At 73.9% G+C, this 14,789-nt stretch carries 14 protein-coding genes and 1 pseudogene; 9 read left to right on the plus strand and 6 right to left on the minus strand.

The window, feature by feature from the left end:
* Positions 1-167: 167 nt before the first annotated feature.
* Together ACWC97_RS04950 and ACWC97_RS04955 are read left to right on the plus strand one after the other, a co-directional pair.
* Positions 168-2,051: an ABC transporter ATP-binding protein gene (locus tag ACWC97_RS04950; RefSeq protein ID WP_450647505.1), complete on the plus strand. Its 1,884-nt coding sequence runs from the start codon at positions 168-170 to the stop codon at positions 2,049-2,051.
* The gene (locus ACWC97_RS04955) at positions 2,048-3,904 is read left to right on the plus strand and encodes an ABC transporter ATP-binding protein (RefSeq protein WP_450647507.1); all 1,857 of its coding nucleotides are present in this window, start codon (positions 2,048-2,050) and stop codon (positions 3,902-3,904) included. Before ACWC97_RS04950 ends, ACWC97_RS04955 begins: the two co-directional genes overlap by 4 nt.
* A 33-nt stretch (positions 3,905-3,937) precedes the next feature.
* Here the strand turns inward: ACWC97_RS04955 and ACWC97_RS04960 are convergent, their stop codons facing one another.
* Positions 3,938-5,251, minus strand: coding sequence for a wax ester/triacylglycerol synthase domain-containing protein (locus ACWC97_RS04960; RefSeq protein WP_450647509.1), 1,314 nt, complete (start codon positions 5,249-5,251; stop codon positions 3,938-3,940).
* 128 nt (positions 5,252-5,379) lie between these two features.
* Positions 5,380-6,276 carry a LysR family transcriptional regulator gene (locus tag ACWC97_RS04965; protein WP_450647510.1) on the minus strand — a complete coding sequence of 299 codons (897 nt, stop codon included), beginning with the start codon at positions 6,274-6,276 and terminating at the stop codon, positions 5,380-5,382.
* A gap of 119 nt (positions 6,277-6,395) precedes the next feature.
* On the opposite strand from ACWC97_RS04965, the gene ACWC97_RS04970 reads away from it, so the two are divergent.
* Both ACWC97_RS04970 and ACWC97_RS04975 read left to right on the plus strand, forming a co-directional pair.
* Positions 6,396-6,764, plus strand: a complete 369-nt coding sequence (locus ACWC97_RS04970; protein ID WP_450647512.1) for a YybH family protein — start codon at positions 6,396-6,398, stop codon at positions 6,762-6,764.
* A 91-nt stretch (positions 6,765-6,855) separates the two neighbouring features.
* Positions 6,856-7,251, plus strand: coding sequence for a VOC family protein (locus ACWC97_RS04975; protein WP_385215281.1), 396 nt, complete (start codon positions 6,856-6,858; stop codon positions 7,249-7,251).
* Positions 7,252-7,260: 9 nt separating this feature from the next.
* On the opposite strand, the pseudogene ACWC97_RS04980 reads toward ACWC97_RS04975, so the two are convergent.
* Positions 7,261-7,374 (minus strand): annotated as a pseudogene (locus ACWC97_RS04980) (TetR/AcrR family transcriptional regulator); the annotation flags it as partial.
* 68 nt (positions 7,375-7,442) lie between these two features.
* On the opposite strand from ACWC97_RS04980, the gene ACWC97_RS04985 reads away from it, so the two are divergent.
* On the plus strand, positions 7,443-7,796 hold the full coding sequence (locus ACWC97_RS04985; protein ID WP_450647514.1) for a hypothetical protein: 354 nt from the start codon (positions 7,443-7,445) through the stop codon (positions 7,794-7,796).
* A gap of 173 nt (positions 7,797-7,969) precedes the next feature.
* Here the strand turns inward: ACWC97_RS04985 and ACWC97_RS04990 are convergent, their stop codons facing one another.
* Positions 7,970-8,686 carry a DUF5995 family protein gene (locus ACWC97_RS04990; RefSeq protein ID WP_450647516.1) on the minus strand — a complete coding sequence of 239 codons (717 nt, stop codon included), beginning with the start codon at positions 8,684-8,686 and terminating at the stop codon, positions 7,970-7,972.
* A 158-nt stretch (positions 8,687-8,844) separates the two neighbouring features.
* Positions 8,845-9,111: a hypothetical protein gene (locus tag ACWC97_RS04995; RefSeq protein WP_352277296.1), complete on the minus strand. Its 267-nt coding sequence runs from the start codon at positions 9,109-9,111 to the stop codon at positions 8,845-8,847.
* 219 nt (positions 9,112-9,330) lie between these two features.
* Between ACWC97_RS04995 and ACWC97_RS05000 the strand changes: the two genes are divergently transcribed.
* Positions 9,331-10,437 (plus strand): ankyrin repeat domain-containing protein, encoded by a 1,107-nt coding sequence (locus ACWC97_RS05000; RefSeq protein WP_450647519.1) that lies wholly within the window; start codon positions 9,331-9,333, stop codon positions 10,435-10,437.
* Between the two features lie 68 nt (positions 10,438-10,505).
* On the opposite strand, the gene ACWC97_RS05005 is transcribed toward ACWC97_RS05000, so the two are convergent.
* On the minus strand, positions 10,506-10,799 hold the full coding sequence (locus ACWC97_RS05005; protein ID WP_352277294.1) for a HEAT repeat domain-containing protein: 294 nt from the start codon (positions 10,797-10,799) through the stop codon (positions 10,506-10,508).
* A gap of 71 nt (positions 10,800-10,870) precedes the next feature.
* Here ACWC97_RS05005 and ACWC97_RS05010 point away from each other — a divergent pair, with 71 nt between their 5' ends.
* The 3 genes from ACWC97_RS05010 to ACWC97_RS05020 are packed head-to-tail and all read left to right on the plus strand — an operon-like array spanning position 10,871 to position 14,669.
* Entirely contained in the window at positions 10,871-11,185 is a 315-nt protein-coding gene (locus tag ACWC97_RS05010; protein WP_450647521.1) for a hypothetical protein, read from the plus strand.
* Complete coding sequence (locus ACWC97_RS05015; protein ID WP_450647523.1) at positions 11,101-12,870, plus strand: ABC transporter ATP-binding protein; 1,770 nt, start codon at positions 11,101-11,103, stop codon at positions 12,868-12,870. Before ACWC97_RS05010 ends, ACWC97_RS05015 begins: the two co-directional genes overlap by 85 nt.
* Positions 12,867-14,669, plus strand: coding sequence for an ABC transporter ATP-binding protein (locus tag ACWC97_RS05020; protein WP_450647525.1), 1,803 nt, complete (start codon positions 12,867-12,869; stop codon positions 14,667-14,669). Before ACWC97_RS05015 ends, ACWC97_RS05020 begins: the two co-directional genes overlap by 4 nt.
* The last annotated feature ends 120 nt before the right edge of the window (positions 14,670-14,789 follow it).

The following is a 14,789-nucleotide window of genomic DNA, read 5'->3' on the forward strand; positions in this document are numbered from 1 at the left end:
AGCATCGTGAAGCGCGCGCCGGCGCACCATCGTCCATCGCGCTCGAACCGGCATCGGCCGATCGGTTGATACCGGCTACGACCAGCGCTCCTCCACAATCGCGCGTGCTCGGAGCCGGTGGAAAACCACATGAGCGATGTCAGGGGCGAACCGTAGTCTCGACTGTGATGCCCGAAGAACATGCAGTGACCAAGGAACGGTCCACCGCGCAGTCCCTGATGCGCTTGTGGCCCTACGTGAAACCGGTACGGAAGCGGCTTTCCGGTGCCGCGCTGGTCGCGATCGCCGCGTCCTGCGTCGGCCTGGTGATCCCGCTCGTCCTGAAGTGGATGGTCGACGGTCCGGTGGCGGACCGCGACCCCGGCGGCGTCTGGCTCGGCGCCCTGTATCTGCTGCTGCTCGGCGTGGCCGAGGCGGGGCTCTTCGGGGTGCGGCGGTGGATGGTGGCGCGGCCGCTGGCCGGGGTCGAGGCGGAGATGCGGTCGGATCTGTACCGCCGTCTCCAGCGGCTCCCGGTCTCCTTCCACGACCGCTGGCCCTCGGGGCAGCTGCTCTCCCGCGCGACCACGGATCTGATGCTGCTGCGGATGTTCCTGGCGTTCCCGCTGACCTTCCTGCTGGTCAACGGCGCCACGATCGTGGTCGGTTTCGTCATTCTGCTGGCACAGCAGTGGACGCTGGGACTGATCCTGCTCATCCCGGTCGTGCCGCTGATGATCATCTGCTCGGCCTTCGAGAGCAAGTTCGCCACCGTGGCCCGCCGGGCCCAGGACCAGGTCGGCGATCTGACCACGGTCGTCGAGGAGAGCGTGCTCGGCATCCGGATCGTCAAGGGCTTCGGCCGCCACCGCAGCCAGGCCCTCGCCTTCCGCGCGCTCACGGAGCGGCTGCGGACCATGGAGCTGGAGAAGGCCCGGCTCCTGGCGGGCATCTGGTCGGCCATCACCCTGATCCCGGAGCTGGCGATCGGTGCGGCGCTGGTGCTCGGCACGGTCCAGGTCGCGGACGGCGGTCTGTCGGCGGGCACCCTGGTCGCGTTCCTCTCCACGGCGCTGGCCCTGCGGTGGCCGGTCGAGTCGATCGGCTTCCTGCTGGCGATGTGCCAGGAGGCGGCGACGGCGGCCGACCGCTTCTTCGAGGTGATGGACGAGCCCGAGGAGGCGGACGCGGACACAGCCGCCGCACACGTCCCCGCGACCGGCGGCGAGGACGGCCCGGCCCGCGGCGAGATGGTCTTCGAGGGCGTCGAGTTCCGCTATCCCGACGCGGAGCCGGGCTCCGAGCCCGTACTGTCCCGGATCGATTTGCGCGTCCGCCCCGGCGAGACGATGGCCCTGGTCGGCGGGACGGGCTCCGGGAAGACGACGCTCACCGCGCTGGTCCCCCGGCTGTACGACGTCACCGCCGGGCGGATCACCCTGGACGGCACGGACATCGCCGCCATGCCCCGGGAGCGGCTGCGCGAGCTGGTCTCGGTGGCCTTCGAGGAGCCGACGCTCTTCTCGGCGAGCGTCGGGGAGAACGTGCTGATGGGCGCCGAGGGGGCCGGGGAGGAGGAGCTGCGCAGGGCGCTCTCCATCGCCCAGGCCGACTTCGTGCACGAGCTGCCCGAGGGCGTCGGCACCCAGGTCGGCGAGCAGGGGCTCAGCCTCTCCGGCGGGCAGCGGCAACGGCTCGCGCTGGCCCGCGCGGTGGTCGGCCGGCCGCGCTTCCTGGTCCTCGACGACCCGCTTTCCGCGCTCGACGTGCACACGGAGGCGCTGGTGGAGGCCGCCCTGCGCAAGGTCCTGGCCGAGACCACGGCGATCGTGGTCGCGCACCGGCCGTCCACCGTGATGCTCGCGGACCGGGTGGCGCTGCTCTCCGGGGGCCGGATCACCGCCGTGGGCACCCATCAGGAACTGCTGCGCGACAGCGCCGAGTACGCCTGGCTGATGTCGGGCGCCTCGCGGATACCGGACGGGGTCGGCCCGGACGCATTCCCCGAGCCGTCCCCCGCCGGTGCCCCGTTCGCCCCGGACCTCCCCGCCGAGAAGGGCCTCACCCGATGACCAGTACGACGACGCCCGCCGGGAGTCCGGCGGCCCCGGCGAACGCGGCGGAGCCCGGCGCGGAGGACGGCTTCGACCAGGACGATCTGCCCACCCCGCCCGGGGCGACCGGCACGCTGCTCAGGTCGCTGCTGCGGCCGATGCGGAGCCGGGTGGCGCTGGTCGCGCTGCTCCTCGTGGTCCAGCAGGCGGCGATGCAGGCGGGCCCGCTGCTCGTCGCGTACGCCATCGACAGGGGGGTGCCCGCGTTCCGGGACGCGGAGTACGGAGCGCTGGTCGCGGTGGCGGTCGGGTACGCGCTCTGCTCGGTGGTGTCCGGGGCCACGCAGTACGGGTTCGTCCGGCTGTCCGGCCTGATCAGCCAGAACGCGCTGCTCGACCTGCGGGGCCGGATCTTCCGCCACGCCCAGGAACTCAGCGTGGACTTCCACGATCGCTACACCTCGGGCCGGCTGATCTCCCGTTCCACCACGGACGTGGAGTCGCTGCGGGAGTTGCTGGAGGAGGGGCTCCAGGAACTGATCGGCGTGGTGCTCTCCTTCGTCACCATCTCGCTGATGCTGCTGTGGCTGGATCTCGGGCTGGGGGCGGTCGCCGTGCTGTCGTTCGTCCCGCTGTACCTGCTGGTGCGGCAGTTCCAGCGGCGGGCCGGGGAGATGTACGGCGCGAAGTCCACGGCGACCGCCGGGGTCATCGTGAAGTTCGCCGAGACGATGAACGGCATCCGTCCCGTCCAGGCGTTCCGCCGCGAGCGGGCCAACGAGGCGCGCTTCGAGGAGCTGAACCACACCCACCGCTGGTACAACGGCAGCGCCATGCTGGAGATGGCCCGCTATGTCGTCGGCTCGCGGCTGGTCGCCAACACCGCCGTCGCCGGGATCGTGCTCTGGGGCGCGTACCGGGTGGCCTCGGGGACGCTGGCGCTCGGTGTGCTGGCGGCGGCGGTGCTGTACCTGCGCCGGCTGTACGACCCGATCGACCGGCTCGGCATGTTCCTCAACTCGTACCAGTCGGCGGCCGCCTCGCTGAAGAAGATCGCGGGGCTGCTGGCCCAGACCCCGTCCGTGCCGGAGCCCCCGGCCCCCCGGGAGCTGCCCGCCCGCACCGGCGAGGCCCCGGGCCGGGAGGTCGTCTTCGACGGGGTGCGGTTCGCGTACCGGACGGGCGGCGAGGTACTGCCCCGGTTCGATCTGACGATCCCGGCCGGGCAGACCGTCGCCGTGGTCGGCTCGACCGGCGCGGGCAAGTCGACGCTGGCGAAGCTGCTGGCCCGGTTCTACGACCCGACGGAGGGCCGGGTGCTGCTCGACGGCACGGACCTGCGGGACCTGGCCGTACCGGAACTGCGGCGCGGGGTGGTGATGGTGACGCAGGAGGCGTTCCTGTTCTCCGGGACGGTCGCGGAGAACATCGCGATCGGCAGCCCGGACGCGAGCCGCGCGGACATCGAGCGGGCCGCGAAGGCGATCGGGGCGCACGAGTTCATCAGCGCCCTGCCCGACGGCTACGACACCGACGTGCGCAAGCGGGGCGGCCGGATCTCGGCCGGCCAGCGCCAGCTCGTCGGCTTCGCCCGCGCCCTGCTCGCCGACCCGGCGGTGCTGATCCTCGACGAGGCGACCAGCTCGCTGGACATCCCCGGCGAGCGCGCGGTGCAGCAGGCGATGGACACGGTGCTGCACGGTCGGACCGCGGTGGTGATCGCCCACCGGCTGTCCACGGTGGAGATCGCGGACCGGGTCCTGGTGATGGAGCACGGCCGCGTCGTGGAGGACGGCACCCCCGCCGAACTCATCGCCGCCACCGGCCGCTTCGCGGGCCTGCACCGGGCGTGGCGGGACAGTCTGACGTAGCGGCCGGGGCACCGGCCGGTCCGGCGCGGCGTGTCAGGGACGCGCCGGCGCCGGGTCCGGGCTCTCCCCGGCCCCCGTCCCCGTTCGCGGGTCCGGGACCGTGCCGTGGCCGGCCGTCCGGAGGTCGTCGAGCGCGTCGCGCCAGCGCGCGGGGAGCGTGGCCAGGCCGGGCAGGCCCGATTCCGTCACGAAGCACGCCACCGAGGTCCCGCCGTGGGTGATCATCAGCACGGTGAAGGGAAATCCCTGCGGCAGACACATCAGGGGGTCGATCCGCACCACCTCGGCGCCCAGCACCGCCAGCGGATGACGGAGCGTCAGGTTCGACACGATCGGCATGGTCCGGGACGGGGTGCCGAGCGACCTGAGCTGGAGGGCGGCGAGCCGGTGGGGCATGATCCCGCCGAACCGGTCGAGCAGGAACCGTACGGCGGGGTCGCGCAACGCCCGGGTGGCGGAACGCACCGGCGCCGGGCGCCCGGCCGGGGGCGCGGGCACCCGCACCGGCGCGAGCACCAGCGGGTTGCCGGGCCGGTCGAGATCCCGGTCCGTGCGCAGGTTGGCGGGGACCAGCATGGAGACCTCGCCCCGGCGCACCGGTCCCGCGCCGGACGCGGCGGCCCAGTTCCGTACCGCCCGTGCCGTCGCGGCGAGGAACACGTCGTTGCGGGAACCGCCCTCCCCGTCGGGCGGGTTGAGCCAGTCGGCCGGGACGGCGACGCAGTCGAGATCCCGGGTGGTGGAGAAGCGGTACTCCGGGGCCTGCCACGCCCGGCACCGTCCGAGGAGCCGCAGCGTCAGGGCCCCGGCCCGCAGCCAGTCCCCCGGCCGGGACAGCCGGACCCCCTGGGCCTTCCGGTACACGGCCGACGACTCCTGCGGCGCGACGGGCTCCGCCGAGAACAGCTCCTCCAGCGTGTGCAGCATGCCCGCACCGTCCTGGACGGCGTGGTGGACCCGGTACACCAGGGCGCAGCGGCCGGACTCCTCCTCGCGGAGGAGCGCCATCAGCCAAGGGGGAACGTCCCCGGGGAGCGGCGTCCGCAGGACCTCCCGCGCCGCGTCGCGCAGGGCGTCGTCCCCGGGCGGCACCAACAACTCCTGCACGTGCAGGGCGAGGTCGGGGTCCTTGGTGTGCCAGCGGCCGGTCCGGGCGTCCAGCACGGTGCGCAGGCCGGGGAGCCGGGCGAGCCGCTCCTCCAGGTGGCGGCGGAGGCCGTCGGCGTCCGGCGGGGTCCCGCGCAGATGGAGCACGCACCCGAAGTGCGAGTGGGCGTCGGTTCCGTCCTGCACCGGATACGCCTGGATGGCATGGTCCAGCGGGGTCGCCCGCTTCCGGTCCCGCATCTTCCGCTCCCTACAGACAGTCCACGGTCGCATGTCGATGGGCCATCCTGGCGTCGGCCGCCGGTGCCCGGGGCCGGTTGTCCCGGCGTCACCTGAACGAGGGACTGTCTACCCACGGGACCGGGGGGCTACGGGCGCACGCCGGGAAAGTCCCGGAACGCGGACCGGGCGTGCCCGACCATCGCGCGCACCGCCGGGTTGTGGGCGCTCCTCCAGACCAGGGCCAGCAGCCCCGGCGTCTCGACGTCGACGAGGGTGCGGGCGGTGAGCCGGTCCCGGTGGGCCTCGGCCATGGAACCGCTGAGGACGGCGACGCCGAGGCCCCGGGCGGCGAGGTCGGCCAGTGCCTCCGCCGCGCTGGCCTGCAACGCGATCACGGGCCGGAGGCCCTGTGCGGCGCAGGCCAGGTCGAACACCGCGCGCAGGCCGGTCCCGGGCGGCATGCAGACGATCGGATGGGCCATCAGGTCACCCAGGACGACCCGCCGTCGCCGGGCCAGGGGGTGCCCGGCCGGGACCGCCGCGACGAGCCGTTCGCCGAGGACGGTCAGCGTCTCCAGCCCCTCGTGGGCGGCGGTCGCGGTGCCGACGAGCGCCAGGTCGACGGCGCCGGCGCGTACGTCGTCGAGGAGCCGGTCGGACCGGTCCTCCAGCAGCGAGAGCTCCACGCCCGGGTGCTCCTCGTGGAAGGCGGCGAGGGCGTCGAAGAGCGGGGTGAGGGTGCAGCCCACGACCATCCCCACGGTCAGCGCGCCACGGATCAGGCCGGTCACCTCCCCCACCGCCTGCCCGACCGCTCCGGCCGCGGCGAGCGCGGCACGGGCGTGTTCGAGAACGGCCTTCCCGGCGACGGTGAGCATGACGGTGCGGGCCGACCGGTCGAACAGCTCGGCGCCCAGCTCCCGTTCGAGCCGTCCGATCTGCGCGCTGACACCGGACTGGCTGATGTGCACCCGCTCCGCGGCGCGGGTGAAGTTCCGTTCCTCGGCGACCGCGACGAAGTACTCCAACTGCCTCAGATCCATGACCAGAGATTCTAGTTCTCAGCATTTCCATCTGTTGGACTTCTGATCACCGGGCCACCACCCTGGAAGGACCGAAGCGGCACCGCGGCGGTGCCGATGCCCGACAGCAGGAGGAACCCGTGCCGGAGTACGAGAAGGCCATGCGCCCCGAGGACATCACCCGTCTGTTCGTGGAGCGGTCCAATGCCGGGGACGCGGCCGGGGTCGCCGCGCTCTACGAGGAGGACGCGGTGCTCGCCTATCCTCCCGGCCGGCTGACGGTCGGCCGGGAGGCGATCCGTGAGCTGTGGGCAAAGGTGCTGGCCCACGCCCCGCGTTTCGCGCCGGAGCAGCCGCTGCCCACCCTGGTCAGCGGCGACATCGCGCTCACCTCGACCCCGCCGAAGGACGGCACCGGGGCCCGTGCGCAGGTCGTCCGCCGCCAGCCCGACGGAAGCTGGCTGCGCCTGCTCGACCAGCCGGAGTTCCTGCCCGCCCCGGCCTCCTGAGCCCCAATAAAACGGAATCCGACCTGATGGCGTCCTACAGTCGCGGCACCGGCCGGGGTACGGGACCCCGGCGGGTGACCAAGGGGGCGCCATGCTGCGAGGACTGACCACCGTCAGCTTCTGGACCACGGACCTGACGGCGGCGAAGGAGTGGTACACGGAACTGCTGGGCGTCGAGCCGTACTTCGAGCGCCCCGGGTACGCGGAGTTCCGGATCGGCGACCACCAGCACGAGCTGGGGCTGATCGACAGCCGCTACGCGCCCGCCGGCGCGGAGGCAGGTCCGGGCGGCGCGATCGTGTACTGGCACGTCGACGACGTGCCCGCGACGCTGGAACGGCTGCTGTCCCTGGGGGCGAAGGAGTACGAACCGCTCATGGAGCGCGGCCCCGGCTTCGTCACCGCCTCCGTGACCGATCCCTTCGGGAACGTCCTGGGCGTGATGTACAACCGGCACTACCTCGACATGCTCGACGCACGCCCGTAGACCCTGCCTTCAGACCGCCGCCTCGATGTGGGCGAGCTGGGCGGCGAGGATCTCCTCGAACGCCTCGCGGCGCTCCACCCCGAGGGGGCGGATGTCGCGCGCGAAGTGGGCCAGGGCCGGGAAGCGAGGACGGCTGAGTAGGGCTGATCGCGGCAACGGCGTTGTCGGAGGCGGACGCTAACGTCACGTCCATGAGTTCTCCGATGATCCGGGCCGTCGAGGCGACCGGGAAGACCTGGGACGACCCGTCCGAGGAGGCCCTGCACGACCTCCTGGCCGACATGAGCCTCACCTGGCGGTTCGTCGTCGTGAACCGGCTCGGCGCGGAGCCGGCCGGCCAGCACTACATCCAGGTCTATCTCAACGACGACATGAGTTACCAGGTGGAGTACCGCGAGGGCGGGCCCGACCGGCACTTCCAGGCGACCGTCCCCCGCGACCAGGGCCCCTTCTCGGTGGAGCCGGTGGCCAGGGTGGTCCAGGACTGGGCGGCCGGGCGCCCCGGCTGGCGCGAGGCCCTGCCCTGGGCGCCGTGGTCGCCGTAGCGCCTGTCCTCGAAGCACCACCTGCCGTGCGGGGGGACGTGTACGGGGATACGGCCCGTCGCGGCACGGCATCCGGCCGGCCGGGCATCGGCGTCCCGGACCGGCCGGCCCTCGGGAGCGGCCCCCGGACCGGGCTCTTCCGGTCCGGCGGCCGCTCCCGATGTCCAACGCCCTCAGTCCGGCGGCATGGGGACGACGGGCAGGAGGATGCCCTGGCTCGCACCGGCGACGGTTCGCGCCACGGCGGCTTCGTGGTGGCGGTAGGCCAGGGGGTCGAGGCTGTGCTTCTCCAGCCAGAACTGCTCGGCGGTCCGCCAGGCGACCTCGCGGGCCTCGGAGATGGAGAAGGCGCTGATGGCGTGCTTCAGCGCCTCCGCGTCCCGGGTCGCCAGCTTGGCGATCCTGGGCTCGTACTCGGCACGCACCTCGGCCTCGACGGAGGCGAGGAGGTCGTTGACCTTCTCGTAGTCGTGGTGGACCGGCGGGGTGTCGGGGGTGGTGCGGCGCTCGGCGCAGGTGTCGACGACGGCGACGGGCAGGTCGTGGTTGATGTGGGCGTTCATCCCGGCCAGCGCGAACTGGAGGGGCCAGATGATCCGGTTGTCGCGGGCGGCGAACAGCGGGGCCCAGGCCGTGTCGACCGGATGCCCCGCGTTGTCGGCATCGATGTTGCGCAGGTAGAGACCCGCGAAGATGACGTCCATCCTCTCCAGGAACGCGCTGTCGCCGAAGGTGCCGGCGGTGATGTTCTCCTTCACCAGCTTGGTGACCTTCAGATACATGTGGTTGAAACAGGCGACCCCGTCGCGGGGGTCGAGTTCGGTGTCGATCTGCTCCATGCGGGCGATGACATCGTCGATGGTGGTGAGCAGCGGCTCGGCCGTCGCCATGGTCGTGACTCTCCCAAGTCGATTGGCGGGGCGAGGGGTCCGGGGGCGGGCGGTCGTCGTGGGGGCGGAACGACGCAGCGCTTCCGCCCGGCCCTGGAGCCGAACGGAAGCGCCGGTGTCATGCGGTGTGTTTCGTGTGTCGTGCGGGGTATGGAGGTCTAGTCGTTGTTCCAGGTGGCGCCGGAGCCGTTGAACGAACCGGAGACACCGTTCGCGTCCGACCAGATCCAGAAGCCGGCGTGGCTGACGCCGTCCGCCGCCACGGACGACTGGGCGCTCTCGACGCCCGCACCGTCCTGGTTGACGATGAACTGGCCCTGGCCCCAGTTCGCGTCGGGCCCTTCCTGGGCGCAGGCGGCGCCTGCCGCACCGATCAGGCCGGCCGTAGCGAGGGTGAGAGCGGCGAGTGCCGTCCGAATACGCATAGAGTCTCCCGAGAGGTGATGGTCGGGCCGCCGGGTCGCGACCCGCTCCGGCCGGAAGCTGCCCAGCTCAGCCAGGTGGCGCACCCTCGGAACACGCACGAGTGAATCAGTCACCCGTCTGGCCGTACCGAGGACCTGCCGGGTTGTCGTTCCGCCGGGTTCGGGACGGCTGGGCGTGGGGGCGCCGACGTCGGCGCCCCCGGGTGGGCGGGGGAACACATGGATGAGGGCGCGCTCGACGGTCGCCTCGCAGCGGCGGTACGGGCAGGGGACGCCGGGACCGTTCGGGCTCTGCTGGACGAGGGCGCGCGTCCCGACGCGGTGGACGCGGACGGGCTGCCGTTGCTGTGCTCGGCCGTGGCCGCCTACGACGCCCCGGTGGCCGAGGCGTTGGTGGAGGGCGGCGCGGACCCCGACCGGATGCTCCCCGACGGGACCACCCCGCTGTGGCGGGCCGTCGACGGCGGCTCCCCGGCGGGCTTCTCGGCGGTGCTGGGCGACGAGCCCCGGCTACGGCTGCCGCGGGACACGCGCGAGGCGCTGCTCGCCCTGGCCCGGCGTTGGTACGAGACGGGTGCCCCGGAAGAGCTGCGGCGCCGGACCGGTGCGCCGGGCCCCGCCGTGGCGGTCCCGGTCCAGGACGGCGTGTACTCCTGGGAAACGGTCGGCCAGGTCTCCTTGGGCGGCCTCGTCGCACGGGCCGGGCACGGCGCGATCCTGACGGCGCTGGAGTGGGCCTTCCGCGTCCTCACCCCGGTGGACGAGCTGATCGCCCGCGCCGCGGGGCGGCCGGACGAGGACCAGGCGACCTGGTGGCAGGTCTGCTGGGTCCTCTGCCGGCGCCGCAGCCCCGAGACCTGGTCGGCCCTGGTCGCCCACCGGCACCACCCCGACCCCGAGCACCGCAGCGTCGTCGCGCGCTGTCTGTGGATGCGGAGCATCACCGATTCCACCCCGTCCTTCTTGACGGAGGCGAGCGATCTGCTGGCCGTCTGGGCGGCCGAGGAGACGGACAGGGAGGTGCTGGCGCACGTGCTCGAAGCCTTCACCCAGTACGAGCACCCCGACCTGGAGGCGATCGGGCTCCGCTACGCCGACCATCCCGACCCCCGCGTACGCCGCGAGGTCCCCGCCGCCTTCGTCGGCGACGGTGTTCCCCTCACCGACGCGGCCAGGACCGCACTGGCCGCCCTCGTCCGCGATCCGGACGCCATGGTGAGGATGAACGCGTGCCGGGCGGGCACGGGCGACCCGGTCCTCCTCCCTCGGATCACCGGGGCGCTGTCCCCGTCCGCGACTCGAAGAACCCGGGTGGTCCGGTGCTGAGCGTTCCCGCTTCGTCGTTCGTGGCGGGCGTGAAGGCGGGGGAGTTCGGCACCGTCTGACCCGGCAGATCACCCTGCGGGGGTGCTCGCTCTCCGCCGCTTCCAGTCCCACAGGGCGTTGGCGCGGTGATCGGGATCGAAGCGATTGAGAGGACCGAGCCGGTCGATGGCGTCGGCGGTGCGGGGGTCGTCGCGCAGGGCGAGGCCGTAGGCGGCTTCCAGGCGGGTGATCGGGTCGTCCTCGTCGAGCAGCGTCCACAGGGCGTCGGCGACGGCGGGGCTCCGGTCCGGGGAGGCGGCCAGTCCGGTCGCCGCCGTACCGCGCAGGGCGGTGTCCGGGTCCCCGGCCAGGATCAGGACCACGCCATGCGGGGCGATCAGGTTGGCGGCGACCTGGACGCACTGGCCCCCGTTGCTGGCTCGGCGGGCAGGCGTTGTGGATCGCGGACCGGCTCGACCTCGACACGGGCTGCGGGCACCTCGCCGACCTCCGCGCCTGGTACGAGGACCGGCGCAGCCAGCGCGCCGCACACGAACTCCTCAGGGACGGGTCCCCGTTGCTCGTCGTGGTCCCCGACGCCGACTGCACGTACACCCTGTCGGTACGCTCCACGGAACGCGCTTCGGCGGGCGTGCTCGACCGACTCCAGGGGGAGGGGCTCCGATGCGAGAGCGGCCAGGGCGGCACGGCGAGCGGGGCGTACGGCCGCCCGATCTCCGGGGACCCCTTCGGTATCTGTGGTGGCTGATCGTCTGCCAGCGCCGCCGGGTCGCGGCGGGTTCGGTGCTGGGCAGTGCGTGGATGGTCTGTCTGGCGCTGCCGCCCTATCTGCTCTCCCGGGCGATCGACGACGGTCTGCGGCCGGGGAGTTGGCCCGCGCTGGGCGGGTGGGTCGCGGCGCTGCTGGGGGTGGGGGTGCTGAACGCCTGGCTGGCGATCATGCGGCACCGCACGATGACCCGGGTGCGGCTGGACGCCGTCCTCCGGTCGGTGCGGGCCGTCGTCGCACAGGCGACCCGGCTGGGTGGCGAGCTGCCGCGCAAGGTCACCGCCGGGGAGGTCGTCACCATCGGGTTCGGTGACGTCGCCATGATCGCGAACACACTGACCATCACCGGCCCCGGGGTGGGCACGGTGCTCGCCTTCGTCGTGGTGGCCGGGCTGCTGCTGGCGGTCGATCCGCTGCTCGCCGTCGTGGTGCTGGTCGGGGTGCCGTTGCTGATGGTGCTGGTGGGGCCGTTGCTGGGGCGGTTGCAGGGGGTGGAGGCGGCGTACCGGGAGCGGCAGGGGCTGCTCGCGGGCCGGTTCGAGGACATGGTCGGGGGGCTGCGGGTGCTCAACGGCATCGGCGGCAAGGAGGTGTACGCCGAGCGTTTCCGGCGCTCCTCGCGGGAGCTGTGCGAGGAGGGGTACCGGGTCGGCGCGGTGACGAGCTGGATACGGGCGCTCGGGGTGGGTCTGCCGACCCTGTTCCTCGGGGTGGTGACCTGGCTGGCGGCCCGGATGGCGGCCGAAGGAACCATCAGCGTGGGCGAGTTGGTCGCGGTGTACGGGTACGCGGCGGTGCTGGTGGTGCCGGTCGAGTTCTTCATCGAGGGCGGTTACGACCTGAGCCGGGGGCTGGTCGCCGCCCGCCGGGTCGTCCGCTTCCTGTCCCTGGGGCCCGGCGCGGGGAGCGGGGACGGGATCGGGGCGGACCCGCCCGCCGGGCCCGCCGTGCTGCGTGACCCGGAGTCCGGGGTGGAGGTGGTGCCGGGGCGGCTGACCGCGCTGGCCGGTGCCCGGCCGGGCCGGTCGGCGGCGGTGGTCGAGCGGCTGGGGCGGTTCACCGATTCGGCGGTGACCTGGGGGGACGTACGGCTGGACGAGGTCGATCCGGCGCGGGTGCGGAGCCGGATCCTGGTCGCGGACAACGACGCCGAACTGTTCGCCGGGCCGCTGCGCGAGGTGCTCGGCGGTGCCCGGGACCGGGACGCGGAGGCCATCGAGCGCGCCCTGTACGCGGCCGTGGCCGAGGACATCGTGCGCGGGCTGCCGGACGGGCTGGACGCGCCGGTGGACGCGCGGGGCGGCAATCTCTCCGGGGGCCAGCGCCAGCGGATCCGGCTGGCGCGGGCACTGCTGGCCGATCCCGAGGTGCTGCTGGCGGTGGAGCCCACCTCGGCGGTGGACGCGCACACCGAGGCGGCCGTGGCGGACCGGCTGCGGGCCGCCCGGGCGGGCCGCACCACGCTCGTCACCAGCACCTCGCCGCTCGTGCTGGACCGGGCGGACACCGTGCACTACCTGGTCGAGGGCCGGGTCGCGGCCACCGGGAGCCACCACGAGCTGCTGGAACGGGAGCCCGGCTACCGGCGCCTGGTGTCCCGGGGCACGGACGACGACCCGGTCGGCGGGCCGCCCGGCGCACCGTACGAGGAGGGCGTGCGATGAGCACCGTGACCGGGCGGGAATCCCGGGGGCTGCCCGTCGCCGGGCCGTCCCGTACGTTCCGGGCGGCGGTGCGGCTGGTCCGGCTGGACGGTCGCGCCTTCGCCGCGATGATCGGGCTCAACGCGCTGGCCGCCGGGGCCGGTCTGGTCGGCCCGTGGCTGCTCGGGCGGATCGTCGACGAGGTCGTGGCCGGCGGCGGGGCGGCCGCGGTGGACCGGCTGGCGCTCGCCCTGCTCGGCTTCGCCGTGGCGCAGTTGCTGCTGGTCCGCTGGGCCGGTTCGGTGGGGCACCGCTTCGGCGAACGGGCCCTGGCGCGCATCCGCGAGGAGTTCACCGAACGGACGCTGGCGCTGCCCGCCCGGGTGGCGGAGCGGGCCGGTACGGGCGATCTGCTGACCCGGGGCACGACTGATGTAGCCCTGGTCGGCGCCACGCTGCGGGACGCCGGTCCGGAGGTGCTGATCTCCTCGGTGCAGGCGCTGTTCATCGTCGGCGCGGTCGTCGCGCTCGATCCGCTGCTCGGTGTCTGCGGGGTGCTGGGGCTGACCGGGATCTGGTTCGCCGCGCGCTGGTACCTGCGCCGGGCACCGGCCGCGTACCTGGCCGAGGGGCGTGCCAACTCCGCGCTCGCCCAGCAGCTCGCGGAGACGGCGCGGGGCGCCCGTACCGTCGAGGCGCTCGGGCTCCAGGAGCGGCGGATCGCGGCCTGCGGGGCGGCGGCCGAGGAGTGCCTGCGGACCAGGACGCGGACGTTGTTCCTGCGCAGTGTGCTCTTCCCGGCGATCGACGTCTCGTACGTGGTGCCGGTGGCCGGGGTGCTGCTGCTCGGCGGGGCGCTGCACGCGCGGGGTGCGGTGAGCATCGGTGCGGTGGTGGCCGCGGCGCTGTATCTGCGGCAGCTCTCCCAGCCGCTGGACACGGTCCTCCAGCGGCTGGAGCAGCTCCAGAGCAGCGGGGCCTCCTTCGCCCGGGTCGAGGGCGTGGGCTCCACGGCGCAGGTGCCGGCGCCCTCCCCCGTCCCGGTCCCCGAAGCGGCCTCCGTACCGGCCGACGGCCGGATCGAGGTGCGGGGCGTGTCGTACGCGTACGACGGCGGGGACGACGTGCTGCGCGGGGTCGATCTGACGGTCCGTCCCGGGGAGCGGCTCGCGGTCGTGGGCCCCTCCGGGGCGGGCAAGACGACGCTGGGCAGGCTGCTGGCCGGGCTGGACGCGCCCCGGACCGGGTCGGTGACGGTGGGGCGGGCGCCGGTCGCCGGGCCGGCCGCCGAACGGCCGCGCCGCCAGGTCGTCCTGGTCACCCAGGAGCAGCACGTCTTCCTCGGCACGCTCCGGGACAACCTGAGGATCGCCGCGCCGGACGCCGACGACGCCGAACTGCGCGCCGCGCTGGCCGCGGTGGGCGTCGACGACGGGGCCGAGTGGCTGCCGGACGGGCTCGACACCGACCTGGGCCCCGGGGCGCACCGGCCGGACGGCGCGCGGGCCCAGCAGCTCGCCCTGGCGCGGGTGGTGCTGGCCGATCCGCACGCGCTGGTCCTCGACGAGGCGACGGCGCTGCTGGACCCGGGGACGGCCCGGCACACGGAGCGGGCGCTGGCGGCGGTGCTGGCGGGCCGGACCGTCGTCGCCGTGGCGCACCGGCTCCAGACGGCGCAGGACGCGGACCGGGTGGCCGTGATGGAGAGCGGCCGGATCACGGAACTGGGCACCCATGACGAGCTCGTGGCGGCCGGTGGGACGTACGCGGCGCTCTGGCGGTCCTGGCACGGCGGGGGCGGTCCGTCGCCGGCGGCCTGACCCGGGGGCCGCGCCACGGCATCCCGGCAGCCGGGGCGCGCCAGGCCCGCACCCGCACCTTCACGAACCCGAACCCGGCACCCGGCACCCGGACCGGATCCGCCGGACGCTCCGTGCGTC

It is taken from the genome of Streptomyces sp. NPDC001108 (genome assembly GCF_053598535.1).